The following is a 25,895-nucleotide window of genomic DNA, read 5'->3' as shown; positions in this document are numbered from 1 at the left end:
CGGTTAGTGCCCGGAAAATGCCGGTTTTAACAAGCTTTTGGATGTTGGGCGCCCTAAATGAAAAACGTCCCGCCGGAGCGGGACGTTTCAGCATTATTGAGGATTATTTTCCGCTGCTTTCTTTTTCGGGTTTTTATCGAGCACGTCGTCGATAATACCGTATTCCTTGGCTTCATCAGCAGTCATCCAGTAGTCGCGGTCACCGTCTTTTTCCACTTTTTTCACGGGCTGGCCGCTGTGGGAGGCAATGATCTCGTTCAGCTCTTTTTTCAGCTTTACGAACTCGCGGGCGGTGATCTCGATGTCTGAGGTCTGGCCTTCCGCGCCGCCGTGGGGCTGGTGAATCATTACACGGGCGTGTTTCAGTGCCGTGCGTTTCCCTTTGGTGCCGGCTACCAGCAGTACAGCGCCGAAAGAGGCGGCCATGCCGGTGCAGATAGTGGCTACTTCGGGGGAAATGATCTGCATGGTGTCATAGATACCAAGACCTGCGTACACGCTGCCGCCGGGACTGTTGATGTACATCTGTATATCCCGGTTGCGGTCTGCAGACTCCAGGAACAGCAGTTGTGCGGTGATCACGTTGGCTACGTAGTCGTTAATAGGGTCTCCCAGGAAGATGATCCGGTCTGCCATGAGGCGGGAGAACACGTCCATCTGTGTTACGTTCAACTGACGTTCCTCAATGATGTAGGGCGTCAGGGAATTGATCTGGTGACGGGCATAACTGTCTACTACCAGGCTGCTGATACCACGGTGCTGTATGGCATATTTCCGAAATTCGTTATTAATGTTCATGATGGTGGTGTTTATGAGGTAATTTTACAAATTCTTCTGCGGTTATTTCCTCTTCTTTCACGTTCACCTTGGTTTCAGCCCAATCAAACAGCTTTTGTGTGATCATTTCGCGGTAGGTCTGGTCTACATATTTTTCATCCTGCAGCAGGCGCTCCAGGTAGCTGTCCAGCCACTCTGCCTGTTCGCCGCCCAGGCCGTAATATCCCATGATCTTGGCGCGGGCGTTCTCTTTCAGTTCCTCAAAGGAAACTTCCAGGGAATTTTCGCGGATCAGTTTATCGCTGATCAGCGTCCAGCGCAGCTGATGGTCGAAATTCGGGTACTCGTGCTCGGCTTCCTCGGCTGTTTTGGGCTTTTCGCCACCTTTTTGCAGCCAGCGTTTGAGGAACTCTTTCGGAAGCTCGATGGGTGTTTCATGCACCAGGGTCTCAAACAGGTCGTTGTGGAGGTGGTTGGTGGCTTCCTGTTTCCAGTATTTGCCGATCTCCTCCTTCAGTTTGGCCCTGAATGCTTCTTCTGTGGTGATGTCCTGACCGGGATATACCTCTTTGAAGAACTCTTCGTTCAGTTCCCTTTTTTCTATCAGGCCCACTTTGGTAATGGTGAGCTGGAAATATTTTTTCACAGCGTCTTTATCGTTGGCATCCAGCCCCAGGTCTTTGGCAATGAACTCCAGGCGTTCCTTGTCAAAGGCTTTGGAAAGCTGTATCACCAGGGTGTCTCCTGCTTTTTTGCCCTGCAGTTTTTCCTGTACGGCGGGAGCAAAGTATTTCAGCAGCAGGGAGTTCTCTTTCTTTTCAGTGCCTTCGGCCACATTGCCCTTGGAATCGCTTTCCAGGAACTCGATGTTCAGTACATTATCTTCAGAGGTAACGGTTTCAGGCTCCGTCATTTTACCGCCTTTCAGCTGCAGCCGCTCCAGCTCCTGGTTCACCATGTCGTCAGTTACTTTTACACTGTAACGGGTGAGGGAGGTTTTGCCGTTCAGCGGTGTTACTTCAAAGGTGGGCTTCAGGCCTACTTCAAAGCTGAAGTCGTATTCTGCGGGCTGCGCATAGTCCAGCTGTTTGGCTTCCGTGTCTGTAGACAGGGGCTGGGCAAATATTTCCAGCTTTTCCTGCTGCAGGTAACCCATCAGTTCTTTTTCTACGGTTTTCAGCACTTCGTCCTGGAAAATAGCCGGGCCGCTCATTTTTTTGATCATACCGGCGGGTACCTGGCCTTTGCGGAATCCCGGGATGTTCGCATTTTTTGAAAAATGCTTCACTGCTTTCTCGAAATTGGGAAGATAGTCTTCCTGGCTCACTTTCACAGTGATCTTATCATTTAATAAACCAATGTTCTCTCTGGTTACGGTTGCCATTTGTTTTTTGTTAATATATTAAAACACAGAATATACAAGCTTGTTCAGGCCAGTGAAGCACTATGAGCACGAAGATTGTGCCATGCGCCCGCGGAGAGGGTCTGCCTGCCTTTTTAGCAGGCGTAGATGAAGCGTTGGCAGTGTAAACCGGCCTTTCCTCCTGTCAAACGCTTTCCGGCCAAAAATGCACCGGTTATCCTTTTTGCTGCCTAACTGTTTGATTGTTAAATTTTTAGGCAAAAATCACCCTGTCTTTAGGACTGCAAATATAAGGCCTTTTCCTGGGGAAAAGGTAAATAATACACTGTCCTAGAGGGATTCCCGCAGGGTTACATTGAAGGGCACCTCTATCTGGGCCATGGTATTGTCTGTAATAAGGCCGGCTGCCAGCTCGCCCATCATGGCAAAATCTGTAGATATGGTGGTGAGCCCGTTCAGGATAAATTTTTTCAGCGGCGTCTCGTTGTAGGAGATAATACCTACTTCCTTGCCAATGGCCAGGTTCAGCGAGCGTATCTTTTCTATCAGGGCCACCAGGTCATGTTCCCGTACATTGATGAACACGTCTCCGGGGTGGATGGTTTCCGGAACAATGTCTGACACTACGGTGCCGGGAAAGGCATAGTCCTGGCAGAACTGCAGGAACCCTTCCCTGATCTCCTCAGGGTAATAAGTATTTTCCGGGAACAGGAGGCGCAGCGTACGGTACTTTTGCAGCCGGTCCCGCGCCTGCTCCAGCGCATGGTAAATATCTCCCCTGAAGTTCTCGTACACCGCGCTGTACTCGCCGGTGAGGCCTTTCAGCTTTTTGTCCAGCAAGATCAGCTTTTCACGGGGAATGGCGTTGACCAGCTCTTCCAGGTGCTGCTGCCGCTCACGGAAGTGGGGGAGCACCACCACGTGGGTGTACTCCTGCAGGTTGCGTGAGAGCAGTTTCTTGAACAGGCCGAAATCGCTGTTGTAAATGTAAAAATCAATGCTGGCCTGCTCTCCCAGCTTGCCGGCAAAAGAATCGTAAATGATCTTTTTATGTTCGCTGAGCTTGTTGAACAACAGCAGTATTTTGTAAGGCTGGCCGGGCAGGGTGTTCATCACATAATATCCTTTGCCGGGCACAGAGCCCAGCACGCCGCGGCCCTTCAGGTATTTGAAGGCCTTCTCCGCCGTATCTCTCGAAATATCCAGCTCATAGCTCAGCTCGTTGATGGAGGGCAAGATCTCGTCCCGCTGTATTTTTCCTTCACCTACCGCCTTGATGATGGCGTTGGCCAGCTGCTGGTATTTCGGCGTGGCCGAATAGTCGTCTATGGACAGGTACCTGAAAATATTTGATTGCTTCATAACAAGGCCAACAATGTACACAATAAATACCGAAATTACACGCAGCAGAGGCAGGACAGCCCATGACAGTTGACCACAGGGCATTGACTATTTTGAGCAAACTTTATAGAATCCACGACTAAAATTTATGCTGGCTATCCTTGGTATATTTTTTCATTTTATAGGCGGTTTTGCCTCCGGAAGTTTTTACATCCCATACAAAAAAGTGAAAGGTTGGAACTGGGAGAGTTACTGGATAGTAGGCGGCATGTTTTCCTGGCTGATCGTTCCCTTTGTGGCTGCCTGGCTCACCGTGCCTGATTTTATGGGCATTATCCGATCTACCGGCGGCGGCACCTTGTTCTGGACCTATTTCCTGGGCGTTTTATGGGGTATTGGCGGCTTAACTTTCGGCCTGTCTATGCGCTACCTGGGCATGTCTTTGGGCATGGCGGTGGCGCTGGGTTTCTGCTCTGCTTTCGGAGCGCTGATACCGCCCATTTACCGCGGGCTGGCAACAGACAGTCCTGATAACTTTGCAGCCATGCTGCACAGCACCGGCGGCCTGTTCGTGCTGGTGGGCGTAGCAGTATGCCTGGTGGGCATTGCTATCAGCGGCAAGGCGGGCATGCGGAAGGAAAAAGAATTGTCTTCCGAAGCGCAAAAGGCCAGCATCCAGGAGTTTGACCTGAAAAAAGGGTTGGCGGTGGCCATTGTGTCCGGCATTCTGAGCGCCTGCATGAGCTTCGCCATTTCTGCGGGAGAATCTATGGGAGAGGCGGCAGTGCAGAACAATGCCAATCCCCTGTTCCGCAACAACGTGATTTTTGTTGTGATCATGTTAGGCGGGCTTACCACCAACTTTATCTGGTGCATGATACTGAATGTGCGCAACCGCTCCTTCCGTGATTATGCCAACCCGCAAACGCCCTTGTTGAAAAACTACTTTTTTGCCGCCATAGCCGGTACTACCTGGTTCCTCCAGTTTTTCTTCTACGGCATGGGCGAAAGCAAATTAGGCAACGGCGCCAGTTCCTGGATCCTGCATATGGCCTTCATCATCCTGATATCCAGCATGTGGGGCTTTACGCTGAAGGAATGGAAAGGCGTCAGCAAAAAAACGTACCGCACCATACTGGCAGGATTGGCCATGATCATCCTGTCTGTGGTGCTGGTAGGCTACGGCAGTTCATTGAACCATTAAATATATCCGATGACTATAGAATTTAAACATGTAAGCTATTTGTGGGATGAAGCAAAAGCCGCCGCCATGGCTGGCGATGAAGTGGCTTTGCTGATCTACCGTTCCAACCTGCTGGGCGCCGACCTCCGGTTAACCAATTATGGCGGCGGCAACACCTCCTGTAAAGTAATGGCGCCGGACCCCCTCACCGGCGAGCCCACGGAAGTAATGTGGGTAAAAGGTTCCGGCGGAGACCTGGGCACGCTCAAACGCAGCGGGCTGGCGGCTTTGTACGTAGACCGGCTGCGGAGCCTGCAGAAGATCTATCGCGGTATTGAGATGGAAGATGAAATGGTAGAGCTGTTCAACCATTGCATCTACGACCTCCATTCCAAAGCGCCTTCCATAGACACGCCACTGCACGGCTTTCTGCCTTTCAAGCATATAGACCACCTGCACCCCGATGCGGCCATTGCCATAGCCGCCGCCAAAGACGGGAAGAAGATCACACAGGAGCTGTTTGGGGGTACTATAGGCTGGGTAGAATGGCAGCGCCCCGGTTTTGACCTGGGCCTGCAAATGAAGCAGTGCCTGGATGAGAACCCCGGCATCCGTGGCATCATGCTGGGCTCTCACGGGTTGTTCACCTGGGGAGATACGGCTTATGAAAGTTATATGAACACGCTGGAAGTTGTGGAGCGCTGCGCTGAATACCTGCAGCAGCACACCGGTAAAAAGCGGCCGGTGTTCGGCGGTGCAAAGATCAATTCCTTGCCGAAAGAAGAACGCCTCTCCAAAGCCGCAGCGCTGGCGCCGGTATTGCGTGGCTACTGCTCTTCCCATACAAAAATGATAGGGCATTTTACGGACGATGACAGGGTGCTGGAATTTATCAACTCCAATGACCTGGAGCGTCTGGCACCGCTGGGCACCAGTTGCCCCGATCACTTCCTCCGTACCAAGATCAGCCCGCTGGTGTTGCAGGAGGGAGAAGACCTGACGCCGCAGTTTGAAGCGTACAGGGCCATGTACACGGAATATTACAACAAGTGCAAGCATCCCAACAGCCCCGCCATGCGAGATCCTAACCCGGTAGTGATCCTTTGCCCCGGCATGGGCATGTTCACCTTTGCCAAGGATAAGCAGACGGCACGGGTAGCGGCGGAGTTTTATATCAATGCCATTAACGTGATGAAAGGCGCGGAAGCGGTTTCGTCTTACACCGCTCTTCCCCGGCAGGAAGCGTTCAATATTGAATACTGGTTGCTGGAAGAAGCCAAGCTGCAACGGATGCCCAAGCCGCGCGCGCTTTCCGGCCGCGTGGCGCTGGTAACCGGCGGCGCCGGCGGCATAGGCAAGGCCATTGCCCGCAAGTTTGCTGCGGAAGGCGCCGTAGTGGTGATCAGCGATAACGATGCGGCCCGGCTGGAAACTGCCAAAACCGCTTTCACCAAAGAATTTGGCAGAGATGTGTCTGCGGGGGAAGTGCTGGACGTTACCAACCCGCAAACCATTGCCCGCACTTTTGACCTGGCAGCGCTCACTTTTGGCGGGGTAGATATTGTGGTGAACTGCGCCGGCCTTTCCATTTCCAAACCCATTGAAGAACATACCGAAAAAGACTGGGACCTGCTGTACGATGTACTGGTGAAAGGCCAGTTCCTGGTTACGCAGGCCGGTGTGGAAATAATGCGCAAGCAGGGCATGGGCGGTGATGTGCTGAACATTGTCAGCAAGAACGCACTTGTTTCCGGCCCCAACAACGCCGGCTACGGTTCCGCCAAGGCTGCGCAGCTGCACCTCAGCCGCCTGAACGCTGCAGAGCTGGGTAAAGACAACATCCGCGTGAACGTGGTGAACCCCGATGCGGTGATCTCGGACAGCCACATCTGGTCTGGCGCTTGGGCCGAAGGCCGCGCCAAGGCGTACGGCATCACGGTAGAAGAGCTGCCGGCCTATTATGCAAAAAGAACTTTGCTGAACCAGGTGATCCTTCCGGAAGACATTGCCAACGCCTGCTATGCTTTTGTGGGCGGCCTGCTGGACAAGTCTACCGGTAATGTGCTGAATGTAGACGGCGGTGTGGCCATGGCTTTTGTACGGTAAAAAATGAGGCAATGCAACTAGAACAACACAAGATACAAGCGTATAACGATCAGGCATTGGCGGCGCATCAGCGCGCCTTTGCCTACATTTCAGGAGAAATACCCGATGCGGAAGGCATAGTGAGCCGCCTCACAGATTTCCAGGTGGCCATTCCCAGCTGGGCGCTGGGTACCGGCGGTACGCGCTTCGGGCGCTTCCCCGGCGGGGGAGAGCCGCGCAGCCTAGAAGAAAAAATTGAAGACATAGGGCTGCTGCACCAGCTCAACCGCTCCAGCGGCGCTATTTCGCTGCATATTCCCTGGGATATTCCTTCCAACCCGGCACACATCAAGGCGCTGGCGGCACAGCAGGGGCTGCGGTTTGACGCCATGAACTCCAACACCTTCCAGGACCAGCCGGGGCAGGCGCTGAGCTACAAATTCGGCTCCCTGCAGAATACAGATAAAGCCATCCGCAAACAAGCGGTGGAGCATAACATTGAAGTGATCAGGCATGGCGTGGAGCTGGGCTCTGAATCTCTCACGGTGTGGCTGTCAGACGGTTCCTGCTTTCCCGGTCAGCTCAACTTCCGCCAGGCGTTCCAGAACACGCTGGAAGGCTTGCAGGAAATTTACGCGGCGCTGCCTTCCCACTGGAAAATGTTTGTAGAGTATAAAGCGTTTGAGCCCAACTTTTATTCCACCACGGTGGGAGACTGGGGCCAGTCTTACCTCTACGCCAGCAAACTGGGGCCGCAGGCTTACACGCTGGTAGACCTCGGGCACCACCTGCCCAATGCCAACATTGAACAGATAGTGGCCTTGCTGCTGATGGAAGGCAAGCTCGGCGGGTTTCATTTTAACGACTCCAAATATGGGGACGATGACCTGACCGTAGGCAGCATCAAACCTTACCAGCTTTTCCTTATCTTTTGTGAGCTGGTGGAAGGCATGGATGCACGCGGCATGGATCACGCCACCGGCCTTGGCTGGATGATAGATGCCTCTCACAACGTGAAAGACCCGCTGGAAGACCTGCTGCAATCCGTTGAGGCTATTATGCTGGCTTATGCGCAGGCGCTGCTGGTAGACCGCAAGGCGCTGGCCGCCGCACAGGCCGCGCACGACGTGGCTGCGGCGCAGGAAATACTGCAAAAGGCCTTCCGTACGGATGTGAGGGCGCTGGCGGCAGAAGCGAGACTGCGGAGCGGCGGGGCGCTCAACCCGCTGGGTGTTTACCGCGCGGCCAATGTAAGAACGGAACTGATCAGCGAAAGAGGAGCTAAAACATTTGCCACAGGACTTTAACACATGCAAGCAATACCCGTCATAGTTGTATTCGATGTTGGCAAAACCAACAAAAAGTTGTTCGTATTTGACGAGCAGTACAGGATCGTATTGGAAAGAACTGCCCGGTTCACAGAAATAACAGATGAAGACGGAGATGCCTGCGAGAACCTGGAAAGTCTCACCCAGTCTGTGTACGATTCCCTGCACGAAGTATTTGAAAGAAAAGATTTCAGGATAAAAGCGGTGAATGTGTCAGCATATGGGGCCAGCCTTGTGTATGTAGATGAGCACGGGAAGCCCCTGGCACCGCTTTACAATTATTTGAAGCAATACCCGGCCGCCTTGCAGCAGGGCTTGTATAACAAGTACGGCGGGCAGGATGAATTTCTCCGGCAAACCGCCTCACCCGCACTGGGCAGCCTCAACTCGGGGCTGCAGCTGTACCGGCTGAAAGCGGAGCAGCCCAAAGTATTCAATGCCATGCAGTATGCATTGCACCTGCCGCAATACATCAGCTCCCTCATTTCGGGCACGCGTTGTTCTGATATTACCAGCATAGGCTGCCATACCGCCCTCTGGGACTTTGACCGGCAGGCGTACCACGCCTGGGTGAAAGAAGAAGGGCTGCTGGAAAAACTGGCGCCTGTACTACCATCCAACAAAGAGCTGCCGGGGCGCTATGGCAAACACACGTTCATGGCCGGCACCGGCCTGCACGACTCTTCAGCCGCGTTGATCCCGTACCTGATGCAGTTCCCGGAACCCTTTGTGCTCATTTCTACCGGCACCTGGTGTATCAGCCTCAACCCTTTTAACGACGTTCCGCTCAGCAAGGAAGAGCTGGCGCAGGACTGCCTGTGTTATCTCTCTTATGAAGGCCGGCCAGTAAAGGCTTCCCGCCTGTTTGCCGGCAACGAGCATGAGCAGCAGGTGAAACGCATTGCAGCACATTTTAACCAGCATGCGGTGCATTACCGCTCCATTCCTTACGATGCCCGTATTATGCGCACGCTGAAGCCGGGCGTGTTTGAACAGCGGGACCTGGATACTTTTTCTTCAGACGTGGAAGCTTACCACCAGCTGGTGCTGGACATTGCCGCGCAGCAATATCATTCCACGCAACTGGTGCTGAAAGACAGGCCGGTGAAACGGATCTTTGTAGACGGGGGCTTTGGCAAGAATGAGATCTATATGCACCTGCTCGCTTCCATGTTCCCTGATATGGAAGTGTACGCCGCCACCATACCGCAGGCCACCGCGCTGGGAGCAGCGCTGGCCCTGCACGCCGCGTGGAACAGCCAGCCGTTGCCTGAAGGCATTATTGAGCTGAAGCGCTACAAAACAGACAAGCAGATCACTTTATACTGAAATGATACTCGCCAGGGGCAGCCTCATATACAGCGGTTGCCCCTTCTTTCCTGACAAACCGCAGGTCATCCGCCCGTTCAATGGGTTCGCCATTTTCTGTAACTGTACCGGCGCCGGTTAAAGGCAGGTATATCGTAGCGGTTGTATTGGCTGGTATTTCCACGTACAGCTCAAACGTATTATCCGTTTTGTTCCATTCACTGCGTACCATGCCGTAAGGCGTATGATAGCCGGCTTTTACGGCGTTAACGCTGCCTGCAGGTTGCGGGCGTATGGTGATGTGGCGGAACGCAACGCTGCTGTCTGCCTGGCCAATGCCGGCCAGTCCTGCATAAAACCATTCCATGAGGTGCCCCAGCATCATGTGGTTATTGGATACAAAACGGTACGCCTGCCATGATTCTGTCAGCGCCGTGGCGCCGTTCGCAAGCTGGTAGCCATAGCCCGGTACATCTGAGCGGTTGTTCATTTTATAGATCAGCTCAGACTGGCCTGCGGCCTGCAGTACACGGAGCAGGTAGCTGAAGCCCACCTCGCCTGTGCTGAGGCTGTTGTTGCGTTTGGCAATATCTGCAAGTATGTTCTGCAATACAGCAGGCTGATGCTCTTCCGGTACAAGGCCCATGTAGAGCGCCATGGCGTTGGCGGTTTGGCTGCCGGTGGCGTATTGTTTGGTATCGGCGTGAAAAAAGGCCTTGTTAAAATCCTGTTTCACCTTTTCACCAAGGCGGGTGTAATACTGTACGTCTTGCGGCTTTTGCAGCAATGCGGCCGTAGCGCTCATGATCTGCAGGTTGGCATAGTAGGTGGCGTAAGCAGTAAGCTCAATGGGCGTTAGCTGGGATGCGCCCACGCCTTTCGGGCCAATGTCAAACCAGTCGCCAAGGCCATGCTTCAACGTATCCAGCGTTGATTTGTGGCCCAGGTAATCTACGTACCGCTGCATCATGTGATAGTTCTCTTGCAGCACTGTTGTATCTCCATACCAGCGGTACACGTCCCAGGGCACAATAACCGCGGCGCTGCCCCATTCCGGAGAATCTCTGAAGCCACCATGAAACACCGTGTATTCCGGCGCAATATCGGGCACCAGGCCGCTGGGCAGTTGTGAGCCGCGCATGTCTCCCAATATTTTTTTGAGGAAAGGAGCCAGCTCGTAGTTGTACCGCATGGAGTTGCCCATGAGGTGCAGCACTTCCAGCCAGCCCAGCTTTTCACGGTGCGGGCAGTCTGTGAGCACGCTGGCCAGGTTGCTGCGGATGGCCCAGTGAATAAGCTGGTAGATTTTGTTGAACAGGGTATCCGAGCAGCTGAAGTAGCCGGCGGTGGGAGCGGCGTGGCGGGTGTGCAGGCCTTGTACGGCAACAAGTTCCTTGCCGGGTGTGCCGCCTTCTATCTGCAGGTAGCGGAAGCCATAGTACGTAAACTGCGGCTGCCATGTTTCCGGGCCGCCGCCTTTCAGGGTGTACGTGTAAAAGCAAGGGCCGCCGGAAGCTTTCTGGGTAACGAAGTTGCTGTCATCCAGCAGCTCGCCCGGCGTAATGCGTATCACGGCGCCTTTATTGCCTTGCACGGTGATGCGCGGTATGCCGGAGGCGTTCTGCCCAAGGTCATATACCCACACGCCGGGTTTTGGCTGGCGGATGTTTTGCGTATGAAGCGTATCCATGATGCGGAGCGGTTCCATCATTTGGCTGGTGAGCACAGGTGGCCCTTTTACAACGATGGCGTTTTTCCAGCCGCGCGCGTCAAAGGCCGCTGTGTTCCAGCCCGGCTGCTCCAGGCGGGCATCATAACTTTCACCGCCGTAAATGCTGGAATACGTGATAGGGCCGGGGGCGGTTTGCCAGTCTGTTCCGCTCACCACGTTTTCTTCCGTGCCGTCTTCGTAAACCAGCAGCAACCTGCAGATCATTTTAGGATAGCCGAAAGAGCCGGTCAGTTTGCGGTAACGCTCGCGCGGTATGTGATAGAAACCATTGCCGAGCATTACGCCCAGCGCATTATTTCCAACCTGCAGGTGTTGCGTGAGGTCAAAGCTGACATATTGTGCCTGTTGCCGGTACTGTACCCAGCCGGGGTCTAAAAAGTGATCGCCGTGTTTTTGACCGTTGAGGAACAGGTCAAAGTGCCCCAGCCCGGAAATAAATATAGTAGCCTGTTTCAGCGGTTTAGTAACAGTGAATGTTTTCCGGAGCAGCGGCAAAGTGTTTTTGCCCGGCCCCCAGGCCGCTTTGCCGGCGCCATGCACGGCCGGTACCCGTACTTCCGCGGCCGGTATGTCTTCATATGCTATCCACTGTGCGCCTTGCCAGTGCTGTGCTTCCGGCAGGCCCATTTGCCAGTGGGCAATTTCACTCCAGCGGGAGCGTTTGCCTTTGCCGTTCCAGTAACGCACTTTCCAGTAATATTTTTTGGCTGGGTGAAGCGGATCGCCGTTGTAAGGTATTTGTATGGATGCGGCGCCGTCTGCCTTGCCGGAGTTCCATACATCGGCGCGGCCATGCGCCAGGGCGGCAGAATCGTCTGATACCATTACCTGCCACGCCGTTTGCTCTGCATTGCGGCCGGGCGGTATTTCCCATGAAAGGCGCGGGTAAGGCGCGGTAACGCCCAAAGGGTCCTGGCGGTATTCACAGCGGAGCTGCACAGGCTGGGATAACAGTCTGCCGTTAACCAGCAATAGCAGCGCCAGCATCATCAGTTTTTGCATGTGGTCTGTTTCGTGTATAGAGAGCTTGTCCAATCAAATTAAAAATAATAAGGCAGGCACTACAGCGCTTATATAAACTACGGGATTTTTTGTACTTTTTGACATTAATAGCCACGTGTATGAAGAATTTCAGAAAGTATTTCACAGTTACTTCGCTGGAAGAAAAATGGGGACTTTACCTTACCACCACCGGTTGCAACAAAATAGAGCCGGAAGACGCCAAAACATATCCCGCCACAAGGGAACATCCCTCCAGCCATGCCTTTACCTGGAAAACCGGGCGTACCCTGAAAGAATACCAGTTGGTGTACATCACGTCCGGCACCGGTGTGTTTGAATCTGCCAATGTACCGCAGCAGCCGGTGTATGGCGGCACCTGTTTTTTATTGTACCCCGGCATGTGGCATCGTTACAAGCCGCATGAAAATTCCGGGTGGACGGAGTACTGGATAGGCTTTAAAGGATATTACCCGGATAATTTCATGAAGCAGGATTTTTTCCGCAACAGCGGCCCGGTGATAGAACTGGGGGCGGATGAGGAAATACTGATCCTCTTTCACAAGTTGTTTGCCACCGTGGAAGAGGGGCAGCTGGGCTACCCGCAGGTACTGTCTTCCATCCTGCTGGAAATTATGGCGCGCATTCATAGTCATTCTTATTACGGCCAGCAGCATAACGACCAGGAGCAGAGCCTGGTGCTGAAAGCAAAGTTCCTGATGCGGGAGGCCATTGAAGAGTCTACCAATATTGAAGACATTGTGAAGGAGCTGCCCGTCAGCTATTCCAAGTTCAGGAAAATGTTCAAGCAGGTAACCGGCGAATCTCCCAACCAGTATTACCTCAACCTGCGCCTCAAAAAAGCCAAGCACCTGCTTGATTCTACACATTTACCGGTAAATGAGGTGGCGTATCAGACCGGCTTCGAGTCTGTATTTTATTTTTCAAGATTGTTCAAGAAAAAACATGCCGTATCTCCCAAAGCCTACCGTGAGCAGGAGAAAGGCAAGGGCGCAAAAGAAGCCCGCTAACATACCTTCACGATCTTCATTTGCAGGATGTGGGCCAGCTTTTCCAGCTTGTGATAAATATGCCCCGTGCCGGCCGCGCAGTGGTGTGCCGGGCCATGGCTGTTCCAGCGTTCCATAAACTCCCTGGCGCCGCATGAAAAACGGTACCGGCTGTTAGTATTGCCTATTTCAAGAATAGGGCCCGGTACAGACTCGCCCTCAGCTACCAGTAAAAAAAGTTCATTGCGGTCATTTTCCACAACAGACAGCAAGGTTACCGGCCCGTGCTTGACAGACATTTCAACGGACAGGCCTTTGCCTACCTTGCCGTGGTATACACGCAGGGGCTTTACCTTGATCTTCCCTTCCGCAATGCCGATGTGGCCGGGGCCATCGTGCCCCATCAGCACTACATCATCTTTATAGTCCACCGCGTAATATTCCGTGAAAGAACCGCCGCAGCCAAAGCTGTCCATGATCTTCATGGCCTGCGCATTTTTGATCTCGTACTCTCCGGCTACGGGAATGCCTTTGGCGGTAAGCAGGGAATTGCCCACAATAATGGAGCTGATGGTGTCTTTATTTTCCGGGATGCCCGTGCCTTTGTAGTAATAGGCCAGCGAGCCGAGTTTATATTTTGCGGTGAGCATGTCAAGCGCCACGCTGGTAACTGCCGCTTTCTGTATCTCGGCGGGGTCGCAGTCCGGCTGCATGTCAAATGCCGCCTGAAACTCCCGAATACGTGCCTCTGCCTGTTGCGGGGTAACTTCCCGGCGGAGGGCAGACAGTTCGTCTACTTCCAGCAATTCAATATGCCCACCGAAGTATTTGTATTGCAGCGTAAGATCGCTGTAGATGTCCAGCATGCCGCTATAGTAGTGGCCCATGGCGCCCAGGCGGTTATTGTTCATAGTATGTGCAACCCTCGCAGCTTCTACCCAGGCAGCTATTTCATTCCAGCAGCTTTCTTCCTGCAGCATGCCGGTTACCTGGTGAAAGCGAACGCCGGTGCGTTTGAATACATTGGCTATTTCAGGCACGGGGCAGGCGCCGCAGTGGGCCAGCCATTCACCTGTCATTTGCACGCGGTCTCCCAGCTGGTTAAAGTTTTGATAGTCGATGGCCTCACCGGGCGTAAGATTGAGGATGATCACGGGGGCGCGGTGCTGCCTGATCACTGGCAGTACGGTAGAGGAAAGGGCGTAGGTGGGCACGTAGAGAAAAATAATGTCCGCATCAGCCGTACGCAATTTTTTACCGGCTTCAAAAGCTTTATCCGCAGTATCTACCAGGCCAAGGTCCAGCACGCTGCCGTGTATTTCTTCCAGCCGCTGGCAGATGTATTGATGATATTGAAGAAGCCGGTTATGTAAACCTTCAAATTGATGCCAGTATTCTTCCAGTCCTACGCTGAACAGTCCTATTTGCATGTTTTTGATCTTAAAGTTAGGAACGGCTGCTATGCCTGGCATGCCTTATTTGGCCGGATGCATGTGTTTTTTGATATGAATTGCCGGGGCAAAGCAGTATCTTTCATGAAAGGCCGCAAACAGCTTGCGCCTGATAAATTATTACGATGAAAATCCCGTCTGCTACAGGTACTTTGCTCATATTATCAATCGCCGCGTTTGCACAAAACCGGCAGATCAAACTGAACCAGGCCGGGTTTTACACCCGTGCTCCCAAAACAGCGGTGGTAACCGGGCGTGTAGCCGCTACCGCTTTCCATGTGCTTTCTGAAAACGGGAAAGACACGGTGTTTACCGGGCAGCTGGGCCCGGAAAAGCAGTCTGCCTGGTCTTCCACTGTTACGCGGGCGGCTGATTTTTCCGCCTTGCAAAAGAAAGGGCGCTTTATGTTGGCGGTGCCTGGCCTGGCGCATTCCTACGTTTTTGAGATTGGTAATAACGCCGCCGCGCAAACGGCCGTTGCCACATTGAAAGGTTATTATTACCAGCGTGCTTCCATGCCGCTGGAAGAACAGTATGCCGGCAAATGGCGCCGCCCCGCAGGCCACCCTGATACGGCCGTGCTCATCCATGCATCAGCGGCAGACGGCCGGCGGCCCGCCGGTACGGTGATAGCCTCACCCGGCGGATGGTACGATGCGGGCGATTACAATAAATACATCGTCAATTCGGGTATCACCATGGGCACGCTGCTGTCTGCCTATGAAGATTTTCCTGTCTATTTTAAAAAAGTGCGCACCAATATTCCTGAAAGCGGCAATGCCCTGCCTGATATACTGGATGAAATGATCTTCAACCTCCGCTGGATGCTCACCATGCAAAGCCCGGATGACGGCGGCGTATATCATAAATGTACCAACGCCGCCTTTGACAAGATGATAATGCCTGCCATGGCAACAGCGCCACGGTACGTGGTGCAGAAGAGCACTGCCGCCGCGCTTGATTTTGCGGCTGTAATGGCGCAGGCGGCGCGTGTGTTGAGGCCGTTTAAAAAAGAGCTGCCCGGGCTGGCAGACAGCTGTCTGCGCGCTGCGGGAAAGGCGTGGGAATGGGCAAGGATGCATCCCGCTGCGGCATATGAACAGGAGCGGCTCAATGAACAATATCAACCTGCTATTTCAACCGGGGCGTATGGAGACAGGCATTTTGCCGATGAATGGCTATGGGCTGCGGCGGAGCTGTACGTTACCACGCAGCAGGAAGAGTACCGTGCTGTGGCGGAGAAGCATTTGAATGACAGCGTGGGGCTTCCAACCTGGTCTAACGTGGGTATGCTGGCGTATTATTCATTGTTGCGGAAAGGGAATGGTGTAGCTGAACCGTTGAAAAACCGCATCATCAGCACGGCAGACAGGTATATTGAAAAAGCGGCCGCCAATGCTTTCGGCACCGTAATGGGCCAGTCTGCCCGTGACTTCAACTGGGGCGGCAATGCCAATGCTGCCAACCAGGGCATTTTGCTGGTGAGGGCTTACCTGCTGAGCAAAGACAAAAAGTACATCCAGTATGCGCTTACTAACTTTGATTACCTGCTGGGCCGTAATGCCACCGGCTACTCTTTCGTAACCGGCGTTGGCAGTAAAACGCCCATGTTCCCGCATCACCGCCTTTCTATAGCAGACGGCATTACAGACCCCGTGCCCGGTTTGCTGGTTGGCGGCCCCAACAAGGGTATGCAGGATAAATGTACCTATGAATTTACCGAAACGGAAACCGCCTATGCAGACGTAGCGTGCTCCTACGCGTCTAACGAAATTGCCATCAACTGGAACGCGCCGCTGGTATACCTGGCACATGCGCTGGAGGCATTGAAAGAGGAAGTTGGTTACACGGCCGGGAAATAGCACTTTGCACTTTGTTAACCCCATAAACTACCGGCATTTCTGCCGGAGTTTTTTTGTGGCCGGAAGTGTCATTTGTTGTATTTCATATAGAAATGTCAAAAAGGGCATTAAAAATGCTTTTTTGTCAACTTTAATTTTATTTAAAAACGCTTCTTTTGATGACCGAGATACAAGGTAGTTGCAGGTCGTGGTCCACAACTGCCCTTGCTTTATCGGTATGCCTGTTCCCGTGGGCTCGTTTAACAAACGCAGCCTCAATTCAAATCTCATGCAGGACCCAGGCCACAATTAATGGCAGGGGCGCGTAAGAGATCAACCCAAAAATTGAATGCATGAATATAGACAGAAGGAAATTCTTGCAGTTAGGATCGCTAACTACGCTGAGCCTGGGCGTAAATGCCGCAGCTCCCGGCTTCCTGAGCAGCGGCAGCATGTTTGCAGCGGCAGCCGGAGATGACGTGCGCCGCGGGTTCAGCAACCCGCCTGACGATGTGAAGGCCTGCTGCTACTGGTGGTGGTTTAACGGGCTGATCAATAAGGAAGGGATTACGCGGGACCTGGAGGAGTTCAGGGCTAAGGGCATTGGCGGTGTGCTATTGGTAAATACATCAGACGGCTTGGGTGGCGCCAGAATGCCCAAAGGCGTTCCTTTATTCGGTGAAGAATGGAAAGCGTTGTACCGCCATGCCATCCAGGAAGCCAAACGGCTGGATATTGAAGTAGGCGTGAACTTCAGCGCCGGCTGGTGTATGGGCGGGCCGTGGATTCCGCCGCAGCATGCAGGCCGCTGGGTGTTGCAATCTGAAACAACGGTGAAAGGCCCCATGAAGTTCTCCGGTAAGCTGCCGCTGCCCGGTAACCGGGCCGGCTACGACCATGTGTTCAACCCGCCCGGTTTCAAAGAGTACATAGACCTGCCGCTGGAGCAGCTTGACTACCGGGATACGGCGGTGGTGGCCTTCCCCAGGGGAGCTTCAAAAATAACCGGCGAAAGGGCCAAACTGATCCCGGCCAAAACAAACCGTAAAGACGCCAGCAATTTTATAAAAGCGAAAGATTTGATGGGACCGGTGCTGGCGCCCTGGCAGGCAGCGCCGGAAGATAAACCCGTTCCCGCAGCGCAGGTAATTGACCTTACCGGCAAACTGACGGCAGACGGGCATCTTGACTGGGACGTGCCGGAAGGGGAATGGGTGATTGTGCGCACCGGCCACAGGATGACAGGTTCCAAACTGATGATTGCGCCGCCAGAAGCAAATGGTCTTTCCGTTGGCTGGCTCAGCAGTGAAGGGGTGGAGCTGCAGTTTAAGCACCTGGGCAAAATACTGCTGGAAGAGGCGGGGCCTTTGAATAGCAACACGCTCAGGTATTTTTGTGACGATAGTTTCGAAGACGGTTTCCCGAACTGGACGGAAAAGATACTGGAAAAATTCCGGGAATACCGCGGCTACGATGCGGCTCCCTACCTGCCGGTGTTGGCCGGTTACATTGTTACCAGCGCAGAAGTATCTGACCGCTTCCTGCACGATTACCGCAAAACGGTGGCAGACTGCATGGCAGACGGCCACTACCGGCGTTTTGCAGAGCTTTGCCATGAGCATGGCCTACAGGTGCAAAACGAAGCGGCAGGCCCCAGCCGTTCCGGTACCATGTGTATGGACGGGCTGAAAAACCTTGGGCGTAGCGACAGGCCCATGGGTGAATTCTGGCTGGGCCTGAAGCACGATGAAGCAGGAGGACTGGATGACAACCTGTCTTACGGCGTATCCCGACTGGAATTCGGCCAGAACAAGGTGACGAAAATGACAGCCTCCGCTGCGCATATCTACGGCCGCAAAACCGCTTCGGCAGAAGCTTTTACCGCCTTCCGCCACTGGAATGATTACCCCGGTTCCCTGAAGCAGTCTGCAGACCGCGCCTTCTGTGAAGGCATCAACCGCATTGTGATACATACCTCCACCGCCACCCGCCCGCAAGACGGCAAGCCCGGCTATGAATACGGCGCAGGCACGCACTTCAACCCGAACGTAACGTGGTGGAACAAATCAGGCGCTTTCCTGTCATACATTGCCCGCTGCCAGTACCTGTTGCAGGCGGGCAAATTTGTGGCAGACGTGCTGTATTACAATGGAGACTGGGCGCCCAATATTGTGGGGCCTAAACACACAGACCCTTCCCTGGGAAAGGGATACGATTATGATGTATGCAACGCGGAAGTATTGCTGCAAAGACTGGCCGTGAAGAACAAACGGCTGGTATTGCCCGATGGCATGAGCTACCGCCTGCTGGTGCTGCCAGACACTACGCGCATGCCCGTTGAAGTGCTGCAGAAAATAAAGGAACTGGTACAGCAAGGCGCTACCGTGGTAGGGCCGCGCCCGGAGCAAGACCCGGGACTGAAAAATTACCCGGCCTGTGACGGTACGGTGAAAAAGCTGGCGGCTGAAGTGTGGGGTAATTGCGATGGCCAGCAGGTAAAACAACACAACTTCGGCAAGGGAAAAATATGCTGGAATACGCCCTTGAGAGAAATCCTGCAGAAAGACGGCGCCGGGCCTGATTTTGAGCACAGCGGCACTGCGGCGTTCATCGATTTTATTCACCGCACCACCCCGGAGGCAGAAATCTATTTTGTTGCCAACCGCCATAACCGCCCTGAAAGAGTTGACTGCAAATTCAGGATCAGGGGCCGCCGCCCTGAAATATGGGACCCTGTATCCGGTGAGATGCGCCCCGCCGTGTACTCCACCGCCGGCAGCCAGGTAACGCTGGCCATGGACTTTGCGCCCTTCCAGTCTTTCTTCGTCATCTTCCCGCAACAGGCTCCCAAAAAGCCTTGGCAGCCGGTAAATTTCCCGGAGCTGTCAAAGTTGATGGACATAGAAGGCGGTTGGAAAGTGAAATTCGATACCGCCTGGGGAGGCCCTGCTGAAGCGGATTTTCCCAGCTTGCAAGACTGGACGCAGCGGCCGGAGGATGGCATTAAACACTATTCCGGAACAGCCACTTACATAAAGCAGTTTACGTTCAGCGGTACTGTGCAGCGCGGTAAAAAGCTTGTCCTTGACCTGGGGGTGGTGAAAAACATTGCCGAGGTACGTCTGAACGGCAAACCGTTGGGCATTGTGTGGACGGCGCCCTGGCAGGTAGACATCACTTCCGCCATTCAGCCGGGCAACAACCTGCTGGAAATAGAAGTGGTGAACCTCTGGCCCAACCGCCTCATCAAAGATGCGGCACTGCCGCCGGAGCAACGCCTCACCCATACCAATATTGCGTTCAAAAGTGACGCGCCCCTGCTGCCCTCCGGTTTGCTGGGGCCTGTTACCATCATGGGCATACAATAAAAAATGATGACAGCGTATCATAGTATGCTGAAAAGAGCGCTGCGCTTCCATTTGATCCGGAAGCGCAAGTGGGTACCATTGTGAATACCGGCTGGGCTTTTGCCGCCCGGCCGTTTTTTATTATTTGGCCGGCTGCCCGTTGATGCTGATGCCTGTTGACCTGCTGGCGTGGTAGATATCTTTTTTCTCCGGCTCTTTTACTGTAACGCCCGCCATTTTGCTGGCATGCACATTGTCCAGCACCACTGCGGGCCTGAAGTCTTTTTTTGCACAGGTAAGTGTAAGTCCGTCTACCTGGATGTTTTTGGCATGACGGATAAAAAAGCCCCAGGCCGGCAATTCCCTGAACATGGAAAATTCAGGGTATGCACTGGCACGGTCGGGTATCCGGTTAAGCGTATCAAGCGCCACCTTGGCAAAATGCGGACTGCCGCCGCCAGGGTAGCTGATGGTGACGTTTTTGAGCGTAACGTTGCTAATGAGCGCATCGGGCATGCCTGCTATAGCGGAGGGCGAAATATTGCGGGGCATGTCTTCTATAGGCCCTTCGTACTCATAACCCGCGTCTGGCTTGGTGGCGGGTATTTCTGCGTACAGGTTGGATATGCGGATGTTTTCCAGCCGGCCTTTTTTACCGGCTACCCGTTCGCCTATCCGAAGAAATATGGCGTTGCCGGTGTTGTAGGCCTGCAGGCCGTCTACCTCCACGTCTTCCAGGTAGCCGCCGTCTACAGCCTGTAAGGCAATGGCCGAGCGGTAAGTGTCAAACACCCTGATGTTCCTGATCCTGATATGGCCGAACCCGCCGTAAGAAGCCGTGCCGAATTTGATGCCGTTTGCGCTGGAGCGCACGGTGCAGTTCTCTATCAGCACGTTTTTGCAGGCCTTTGCCGCATCGTGAGATTTGAGGCAGATGCCGTCGTCATCTGAATCGATGTAGGAGTTAGTCACCTTTACGTCTTCACAGTCTACAATATCAATACCATCGTTGTTCCAATAAGCCTTGCTGTCTACCGTAATACTGTCCAGGTGCAGGTTTTTGCACTGGTCATATGTTTGCACCCAGCTGGCGGCGTTTTTCAGGGTTACGCCCCGTACCAGCACATTTTTACAGTTACGGAAGTTGACCAGCATGGGCCTGCTTTCGGCCTCCGGCCTGTCGTACCGGAAGCCGTCTTTCAGCAAGCCTTTATGGATCACATCTACGATATTACGAGCTACGAGGCGGCCCTGGCCGTCAATAAAGCCCTGGCCGGTGATGGCAATGTTTTCCTGGTCATATGCAAAAATGAGGGCAGTGAATATTTTGCGGTCATAATCCCACGGGTTCAGGGAGCCGATGAGCCCCGCGCCTTCCTGCAATTGTATGCTTACGTTAGACTTCAGGTGGATGGAGCCGGTGAGGTACCGCCCTACGTGAAACACCAGCCTGCCGCCGCCGTTGTTGTGAATGTAGTCAATGGCGTACTGGATGGAGCGGGTATTGAGGGTAACGCCGTCTGAAAAAATACCGAACAGCGAAGCGGGGTAGTCTTTTGCATCAAGCTGAAAAGAGGGTAATAGAAAAGCAAGCACAATCAGTAGTTTCTTGATATACATATGTCTGTTTTTAGATTCTTACATAAGGTGTGTTCCCTTCTTCAGGCGCCACTTTCACGGGCCCTATGAGGCCCATGGATTGAATGGGCTGGTTCTTCCGGGCTTCATTGGTCCAGTATTGGGCCACACGGTTGTCTTTCAGGGTTTTCATGTAGTTGCCCATATTAGTGGTGATCTTTATCTGCAGGGCGTTGTTGCCGGGTTTAAGGTGCTCGCCTATGTAGTACACGCGCCGGCCGTACCATTGCACCCCGCAGGATTGGCCGTTCACAAATACTTCTGAAATGCCGTGCGCCTTGCCCAGGTCAAGCCAGGCCGTTCCCTGTTTGTCTGTTACATGCAGGGTGTGGCGGTAGTTAATGATACCGGTGAAATGGCGGAAAGGCTCCATTTCTATCAGGTCTTTCAGGTCTGCCATTTCCATTTCGTTCACAGCGCCGGTAAGGTGCCGGAACTCCACTTTCCATGGGCCCGCCAGCGGTTCACCGCCGTTGTTCAATTGCAGCGGCTTCAGCTCCGGGCCTTTCCTGGTTTTGTCAAACACCAGCAGGCGGGAGTCTGCCGGCCCAAGGTCAAGCCGGATGAACCCCGAGAAGGAGGAAAGGTGATGCCTTTCCCCGTTGTCCGGGTTCCACAGCCATGCCTGTTTGTTGCCGCTTACAGCTTTGGAGATACGCACATCTACCGTATAGGCCTCATCCATATGGGAGTTAGTGAAGAACAATATCTCCGAATCTTCCGTCTGGTAACGCACCTGCGTTACAAAGGGATGTGGGTTCCGGATGTTTACGTAGGGGGGGATGTGGTATTGTTCCTGTATATCCCTGTACCAGTTAATGAAATCTTTTTGCGGTTTTTTCAGCAAAATAAAACGGTCTGCCTGCGCCTTCATTTTAGTTACCAGCGCCTGTACCTGTGCGTCCCGCTGCTCATGATCTTTCCAGCCCGTTGATTTTTCAGGGCAGGCCTCTATGCAGAACACGCGGCCACCCGCCTGTATGAAGTCATACAGTTTTTGCAGGGTGGCAGGTTCCATGCTGCGCACTTCTATCATGAAGAGCGTATGATATTTCCGCGGGCCGTAATGCATATGGCCGTTCTTCATCACCGCATCCTGTATAACCCGTTCAGATACATAATCACAGCCGCTGCCGTTTTTGTGGATGGCTTCCCACACCAGCGTCTGGTAGGGCGGGTGGATGATGTGGGGGAAAGGTTCGTTCTGCGCGCTGTAAATGCTCCACATATCTGCGGTGGGCGGCAATACGGCAATGTCAGCAAACATTTCGCCCTGTTGCAGCAGTGCGGCCAGGCGCGCTTTATAGTCTGTGAAATGGCGGAAATAGGGCCACCAGGGATTTCTTTCGTTGTAGAACCCGCCGTACCTGATCCAGCCGGGGAAGGGCGCATCTGGGGGAGAGTAGTTGAACCCGTGAAAGATAGGGTGCGTAACGCCGGAAATAGTGCTCTGGTCACCGGCAATTTTCAGTATTTCGAGGGAATCGTTAAATACCATGTCGGTATTGGTGAGCTCTTCGGCACTGATGTATTTTTTTCCTTTCAGGTGAGCGGCGGAGGATACGTATTTGTTGATCATGGTATAGGCCCTGCCAATACGCGGGTCGTCTTCCGGCATTTTTGTACCGATGCCGTATTTGAGCCAGGTTTCACATTCCGGCAGGTCAAACGCAAAACTGCCTTCCAGCAAAAAATACCCGCGGCCGTATGCCTGCACGCGGGATTTTACGTTGTTCTTCCTGCACCAGTCCGCAAAGGGTTGTATAAACCTTTCCTCCAGCAATTCCGCCTTGGTCAATTCAAAATCATACCGCATCCGCTCCGTTTTGTCTTTCAGTTCGGGGCTAAGGGCAACACCGTACGTATAGTCGTAGGTGTTACCCATGGATGATATCTTCAGCAGCACAAAGGGCAGCCAGGGAAACAGGTCGTACCCCCTTCGTTTTTTGAACTCTTCCATCATATCACTGCACCAGTTGGCGCCTTCCAGCTCCATACTGTCTGTGAACAGCGCGCGCACGTAGCGGGAAAGCGGCCCTATGCGGTTCTGTATGGTATCCGTCATGTGGTTGAGGTACTTATTGACGGCCTCTTTATTGTAGTGGTTGAGCACCGGCCCGTTGGCGCCGGGCGCGCCGTTGATCACTTCCATGAAGCCGTGTATCTTCACCAGCCCGTACAAGGCGTATTTTCCTTTGGGAACACTGAGGTAAAGATGATCGTTCTGCACCTGGCTGGTGAGATCTTTTACATCTTCCAGGTTGTTGAGCGGATCGGGCACCAGCATCACCTTCATCATTTCCATGGTCCTGCCGGGGTAGGGCGAAGTGATGCCGGGGTCTGCTTCCTTGAACAGGTCAAACATGGAGGTTTCATATTCCAGCGGGCCTTCCAGCTTTTTAACGGCTATCACCACTACCTGGGAGCGTTCTTCACCTTTCAGGTATTCCGCGCCGAAGGGCCAGCCGGAGCCCACTATCAGGTCGCACACCATGCCGAGCGACTGCGCTTCTTTCAGGGCCGCCAGCAGCAGGTCATTCCACTCGTCGCTGAGCCACATCACGGATGCTTTGCCCATATCGTCTGTTCTGGCGGGGAATTTAATAGGGTTGATCTCTACCCCGCCAATGCCGTTTTCTTTTAATACGCGCAGCTCCCTGATCAGCTCGTCTTTTTCTATCTTGTCGCCATTCCACCACCAGCGTACAAAAGGCCGGTAAACGGGTTGAGGCTCTTTAAACAGCCGGTAAATATCCCTGGTGGCGGCAGCGGCATGGGTTACCGCGTTGCGTGCCAGCCCGGGCAGCGAATGTAAAAAGGTATAGCCGGCTGTCAGGAGGGAACCTCTTAACAGGAAATCTCTTCTTTGCATCAGTATTCTTTTATCTTTTAAATCCGGTTCTAGTATCCATTGTTTTGCACCAGCATTTTGTTGTACTGCATTTCCCTGAAGGGAATGGCGTACACCAGCCGGTTGTTGTTTACGTTGTAGGAAGACGGGTGCAGGTAGCCGTAATGCGCCTTCATATAAGTTCCATAGGCCGTCATAACGGGAATAGCCTGTTCCGTACGTACCAGGTCAAGCCAGCGGTGATTCTCAAAGGCCAGCTCTATTCTCCTTTCATGCGCAATAATGGCCCTGAGCTGCGCCTGGTCAGTGGTGCTTACAGCAGGCAGCCCGGCCCTTGCCCTTACCCTGTTGAGGTGTGGCAATGCTTCACCGGAAGCGCCGCCTTCATTGAGGCATTCCGCCAGCATCAGCAACACGTCCGCATACCTGAACACGGGCCAGTTGTCTCCCGTATTGTTCACGGTGGTGTAGGGAGGATGCAGGTATTTCCGGATAAACCTTTTGGCAACCTTGCCCGCGGGCGGCCCGGGGTAGTTCACCACGCTCACCACTTTTTCCGGTACAAAATCCGCGTTGGCATCCAGGCGGCCTTCTGCAATGGCAACGCTGGCATCCAGGCGTTTGTCATTCGGCTCATAGGCCGCCATAATATCATCTGAAGGCACGTTCCAGCCGCCGTCGCTATTGTTGTAGGAAATACCCAGGATGGCCTTGGTATCAGGCGTTACCGGTATGAAGCGGTAAATGAGGTTGCCCTGCAGCCCTTCCGTGCCTTCCTTGTACTGGATCTCGAAAATGGATTCCCGGCTGTTCTCGCTGGCGCGGTCGTATATGGAAGCATATTCTGGCAGCAGGTCGTATCCCATTTGCGTAACGCTCTGCAGCAGGGGAACGGCATCTGCAAACCTTTTCCGCGTCATGTACACGAGGGCCAGTTCTGTGGCCGCCATGCCTTTGGTGATGTGGCCGGATTGCGGGAATGCGGCAGGCGGTTGCAGCAGCGCCAGCGCGTCTGTAAAATCCTGTATGATCTGCGCGTATACGCTGTCTGCGCCGGTACGCGGCAGGAATGCGTCAGACACTGCCTTTACTTCATGTATATGCAGCGGCACGGCGCCGTAGTGGCGAACAAGGTCAAAATAATAATGTGCGCGCAGCGCTTTGGCTTCGCCCACTATCATTTTCTTGTCTGCTTCTTCCATCTGGAAATTGATGGTCTCTATCCTGTCCAGTATCACATTGGTGCGGGAAATGCCTACGTAGGCGGCCTGGTAGCGGCTGGCTACCACGCCGTTGGTAGATTCGTCCATAAAATCTGCCAGCTGCTCATACCCGGAACCACCACGGTCTTTGGCATTGTAATCATAGTGCGTATTATCTGAACGCATTTCGTCCATGAAGAAAGCAATGTTGTTGATGCCTGAGCCGGCTTCGTAAGTACCGCGGGTGGGATTGATAGCGCCTCTTAACGGTACGTATGCGCCGGTCAGCGCCTGCTTGAAATCGTCTGTTGAAATGAAGAAGTTGCCTTCATTCAACTGTCCCTCCGGGTATTCATTCAGGAAATTATTTTTACAGGCAGTTACCAGCAGTGTGGCTGCCAGCATAATTGCCATCCATCTGTTCTGTTTCATTTGCAAC

At 53.4% G+C, this 25,895-nt stretch carries 15 protein-coding genes; 7 read left to right on the top strand and 8 right to left on the bottom strand.

The window, feature by feature from the left end; translation table 11 throughout:
* Positions 1-93: 93 nt before the first annotated feature.
* The 3 genes from clpP to ABDW36_RS01045 all read right to left on the bottom strand — a co-directional run bounded on the left by clpP (position 94) and on the right by ABDW36_RS01045 (position 3,502).
* A complete protein-coding gene (clpP, locus tag ABDW36_RS01055) occupies positions 94-798 on the bottom strand; it encodes an ATP-dependent Clp endopeptidase proteolytic subunit ClpP (RefSeq protein ID WP_343700029.1) in 705 nt (234 codons plus the stop codon).
* Positions 788-2,161 (bottom strand): trigger factor, encoded by a 1,374-nt coding sequence (gene tig, locus ABDW36_RS01050; protein ID WP_343700028.1) that lies wholly within the window; start codon positions 2,159-2,161, stop codon positions 788-790. Before tig ends, clpP begins: the two co-directional genes overlap by 11 nt.
* A 309-nt stretch (positions 2,162-2,470) precedes the next feature.
* On the bottom strand, positions 2,471-3,502 hold the full coding sequence (locus ABDW36_RS01045; protein WP_343700027.1) for a GntR family transcriptional regulator: 1,032 nt from the start codon (positions 3,500-3,502) through the stop codon (positions 2,471-2,473).
* 127 nt (positions 3,503-3,629) lie between these two features.
* Between ABDW36_RS01045 and rhaT the strand changes: the two genes are divergently transcribed.
* The 4 genes from rhaT to ABDW36_RS01025 are packed head-to-tail and all read left to right on the top strand — an operon-like array spanning position 3,630 to position 9,406.
* Positions 3,630-4,685, top strand: coding sequence for an L-rhamnose/proton symporter RhaT (gene rhaT / locus ABDW36_RS01040; RefSeq protein ID WP_343700026.1), 1,056 nt, complete (start codon positions 3,630-3,632; stop codon positions 4,683-4,685).
* Positions 4,686-4,694: 9 nt separating this feature from the next.
* Complete coding sequence (locus tag ABDW36_RS01035; RefSeq protein WP_343700025.1) at positions 4,695-6,770, top strand: bifunctional aldolase/short-chain dehydrogenase; 2,076 nt, start codon at positions 4,695-4,697, stop codon at positions 6,768-6,770.
* 11 nt (positions 6,771-6,781) lie between these two features.
* On the top strand, positions 6,782-8,056 hold the full coding sequence (locus ABDW36_RS01030) for a sugar isomerase (RefSeq protein WP_343700024.1): 1,275 nt from the start codon (positions 6,782-6,784) through the stop codon (positions 8,054-8,056).
* 3 nt (positions 8,057-8,059) lie between these two features.
* Positions 8,060-9,406, top strand: a complete 1,347-nt coding sequence (locus ABDW36_RS01025) for an FGGY family carbohydrate kinase (protein ID WP_343700023.1) — start codon at positions 8,060-8,062, stop codon at positions 9,404-9,406.
* Here the strand turns inward: ABDW36_RS01025 and ABDW36_RS01020 are convergent.
* Positions 9,393-12,119 (bottom strand): family 78 glycoside hydrolase catalytic domain, encoded by a 2,727-nt coding sequence (locus tag ABDW36_RS01020; protein WP_343700022.1) that lies wholly within the window; start codon positions 12,117-12,119, stop codon positions 9,393-9,395. The two genes, ABDW36_RS01025 and ABDW36_RS01020, sit on opposite strands and share 14 nt — an antisense overlap.
* Before the next feature lie 119 nt (positions 12,120-12,238).
* Between ABDW36_RS01020 and ABDW36_RS01015 the strand changes: the two genes are divergently transcribed.
* A complete protein-coding gene (locus ABDW36_RS01015; RefSeq protein WP_343700021.1) occupies positions 12,239-13,147 on the top strand; it encodes an AraC family transcriptional regulator in 909 nt (302 codons plus the stop codon).
* Here ABDW36_RS01015 and ABDW36_RS01010 read toward each other — a convergent pair.
* Positions 13,144-14,556: an arabinose isomerase gene (locus ABDW36_RS01010; RefSeq protein ID WP_343700020.1), complete on the bottom strand. Its 1,413-nt coding sequence runs from the start codon at positions 14,554-14,556 to the stop codon at positions 13,144-13,146. The two genes, ABDW36_RS01015 and ABDW36_RS01010, sit on opposite strands and share 4 nt — an antisense overlap.
* Before the next feature lie 146 nt (positions 14,557-14,702).
* On the opposite strand from ABDW36_RS01010, the gene ABDW36_RS01005 reads away from it, so the two are divergent.
* Positions 14,703-16,439, top strand: coding sequence for a glycoside hydrolase family 9 protein (locus tag ABDW36_RS01005; RefSeq protein ID WP_343700019.1), 1,737 nt, complete (start codon positions 14,703-14,705; stop codon positions 16,437-16,439).
* Between the two features lie 332 nt (positions 16,440-16,771).
* Positions 16,772-19,786 carry a glycosyl hydrolase gene (locus ABDW36_RS01000; RefSeq protein ID WP_343700018.1) on the top strand — a complete coding sequence of 1,005 codons (3,015 nt, stop codon included), beginning with the start codon at positions 16,772-16,774 and terminating at the stop codon, positions 19,784-19,786.
* A 120-nt stretch (positions 19,787-19,906) separates the two neighbouring features.
* On the opposite strand, the gene ABDW36_RS00995 is transcribed toward ABDW36_RS01000, so the two are convergent.
* The 3 genes from ABDW36_RS00995 to ABDW36_RS00985 are packed head-to-tail and all read right to left on the bottom strand — an operon-like array spanning position 19,907 to position 25,888.
* Entirely contained in the window at positions 19,907-21,385 is a 1,479-nt protein-coding gene (locus tag ABDW36_RS00995; protein WP_343700017.1) for a glycosyl hydrolase family 28 protein, read from the bottom strand.
* Positions 21,386-21,395: 10 nt separating this feature from the next.
* A complete protein-coding gene (locus tag ABDW36_RS00990) occupies positions 21,396-24,275 on the bottom strand; it encodes a glycosyl hydrolase (protein WP_343700016.1) in 2,880 nt (959 codons plus the stop codon).
* A gap of 29 nt (positions 24,276-24,304) precedes the next feature.
* Positions 24,305-25,888, bottom strand: coding sequence for a RagB/SusD family nutrient uptake outer membrane protein (locus tag ABDW36_RS00985; RefSeq protein WP_343700015.1), 1,584 nt, complete (start codon positions 25,886-25,888; stop codon positions 24,305-24,307).
* Between the last annotated feature and the right edge of the window lie 7 nt (positions 25,889-25,895).

The sequence above is a fragment of the Chitinophaga sp. genome, assembly GCF_039596455.1.
Taxonomy (GTDB): domain Bacteria; phylum Bacteroidota; class Bacteroidia; order Chitinophagales; family Chitinophagaceae; genus Chitinophaga.
This window is presented reverse-complemented; position numbering and strand designations above follow the sequence as displayed.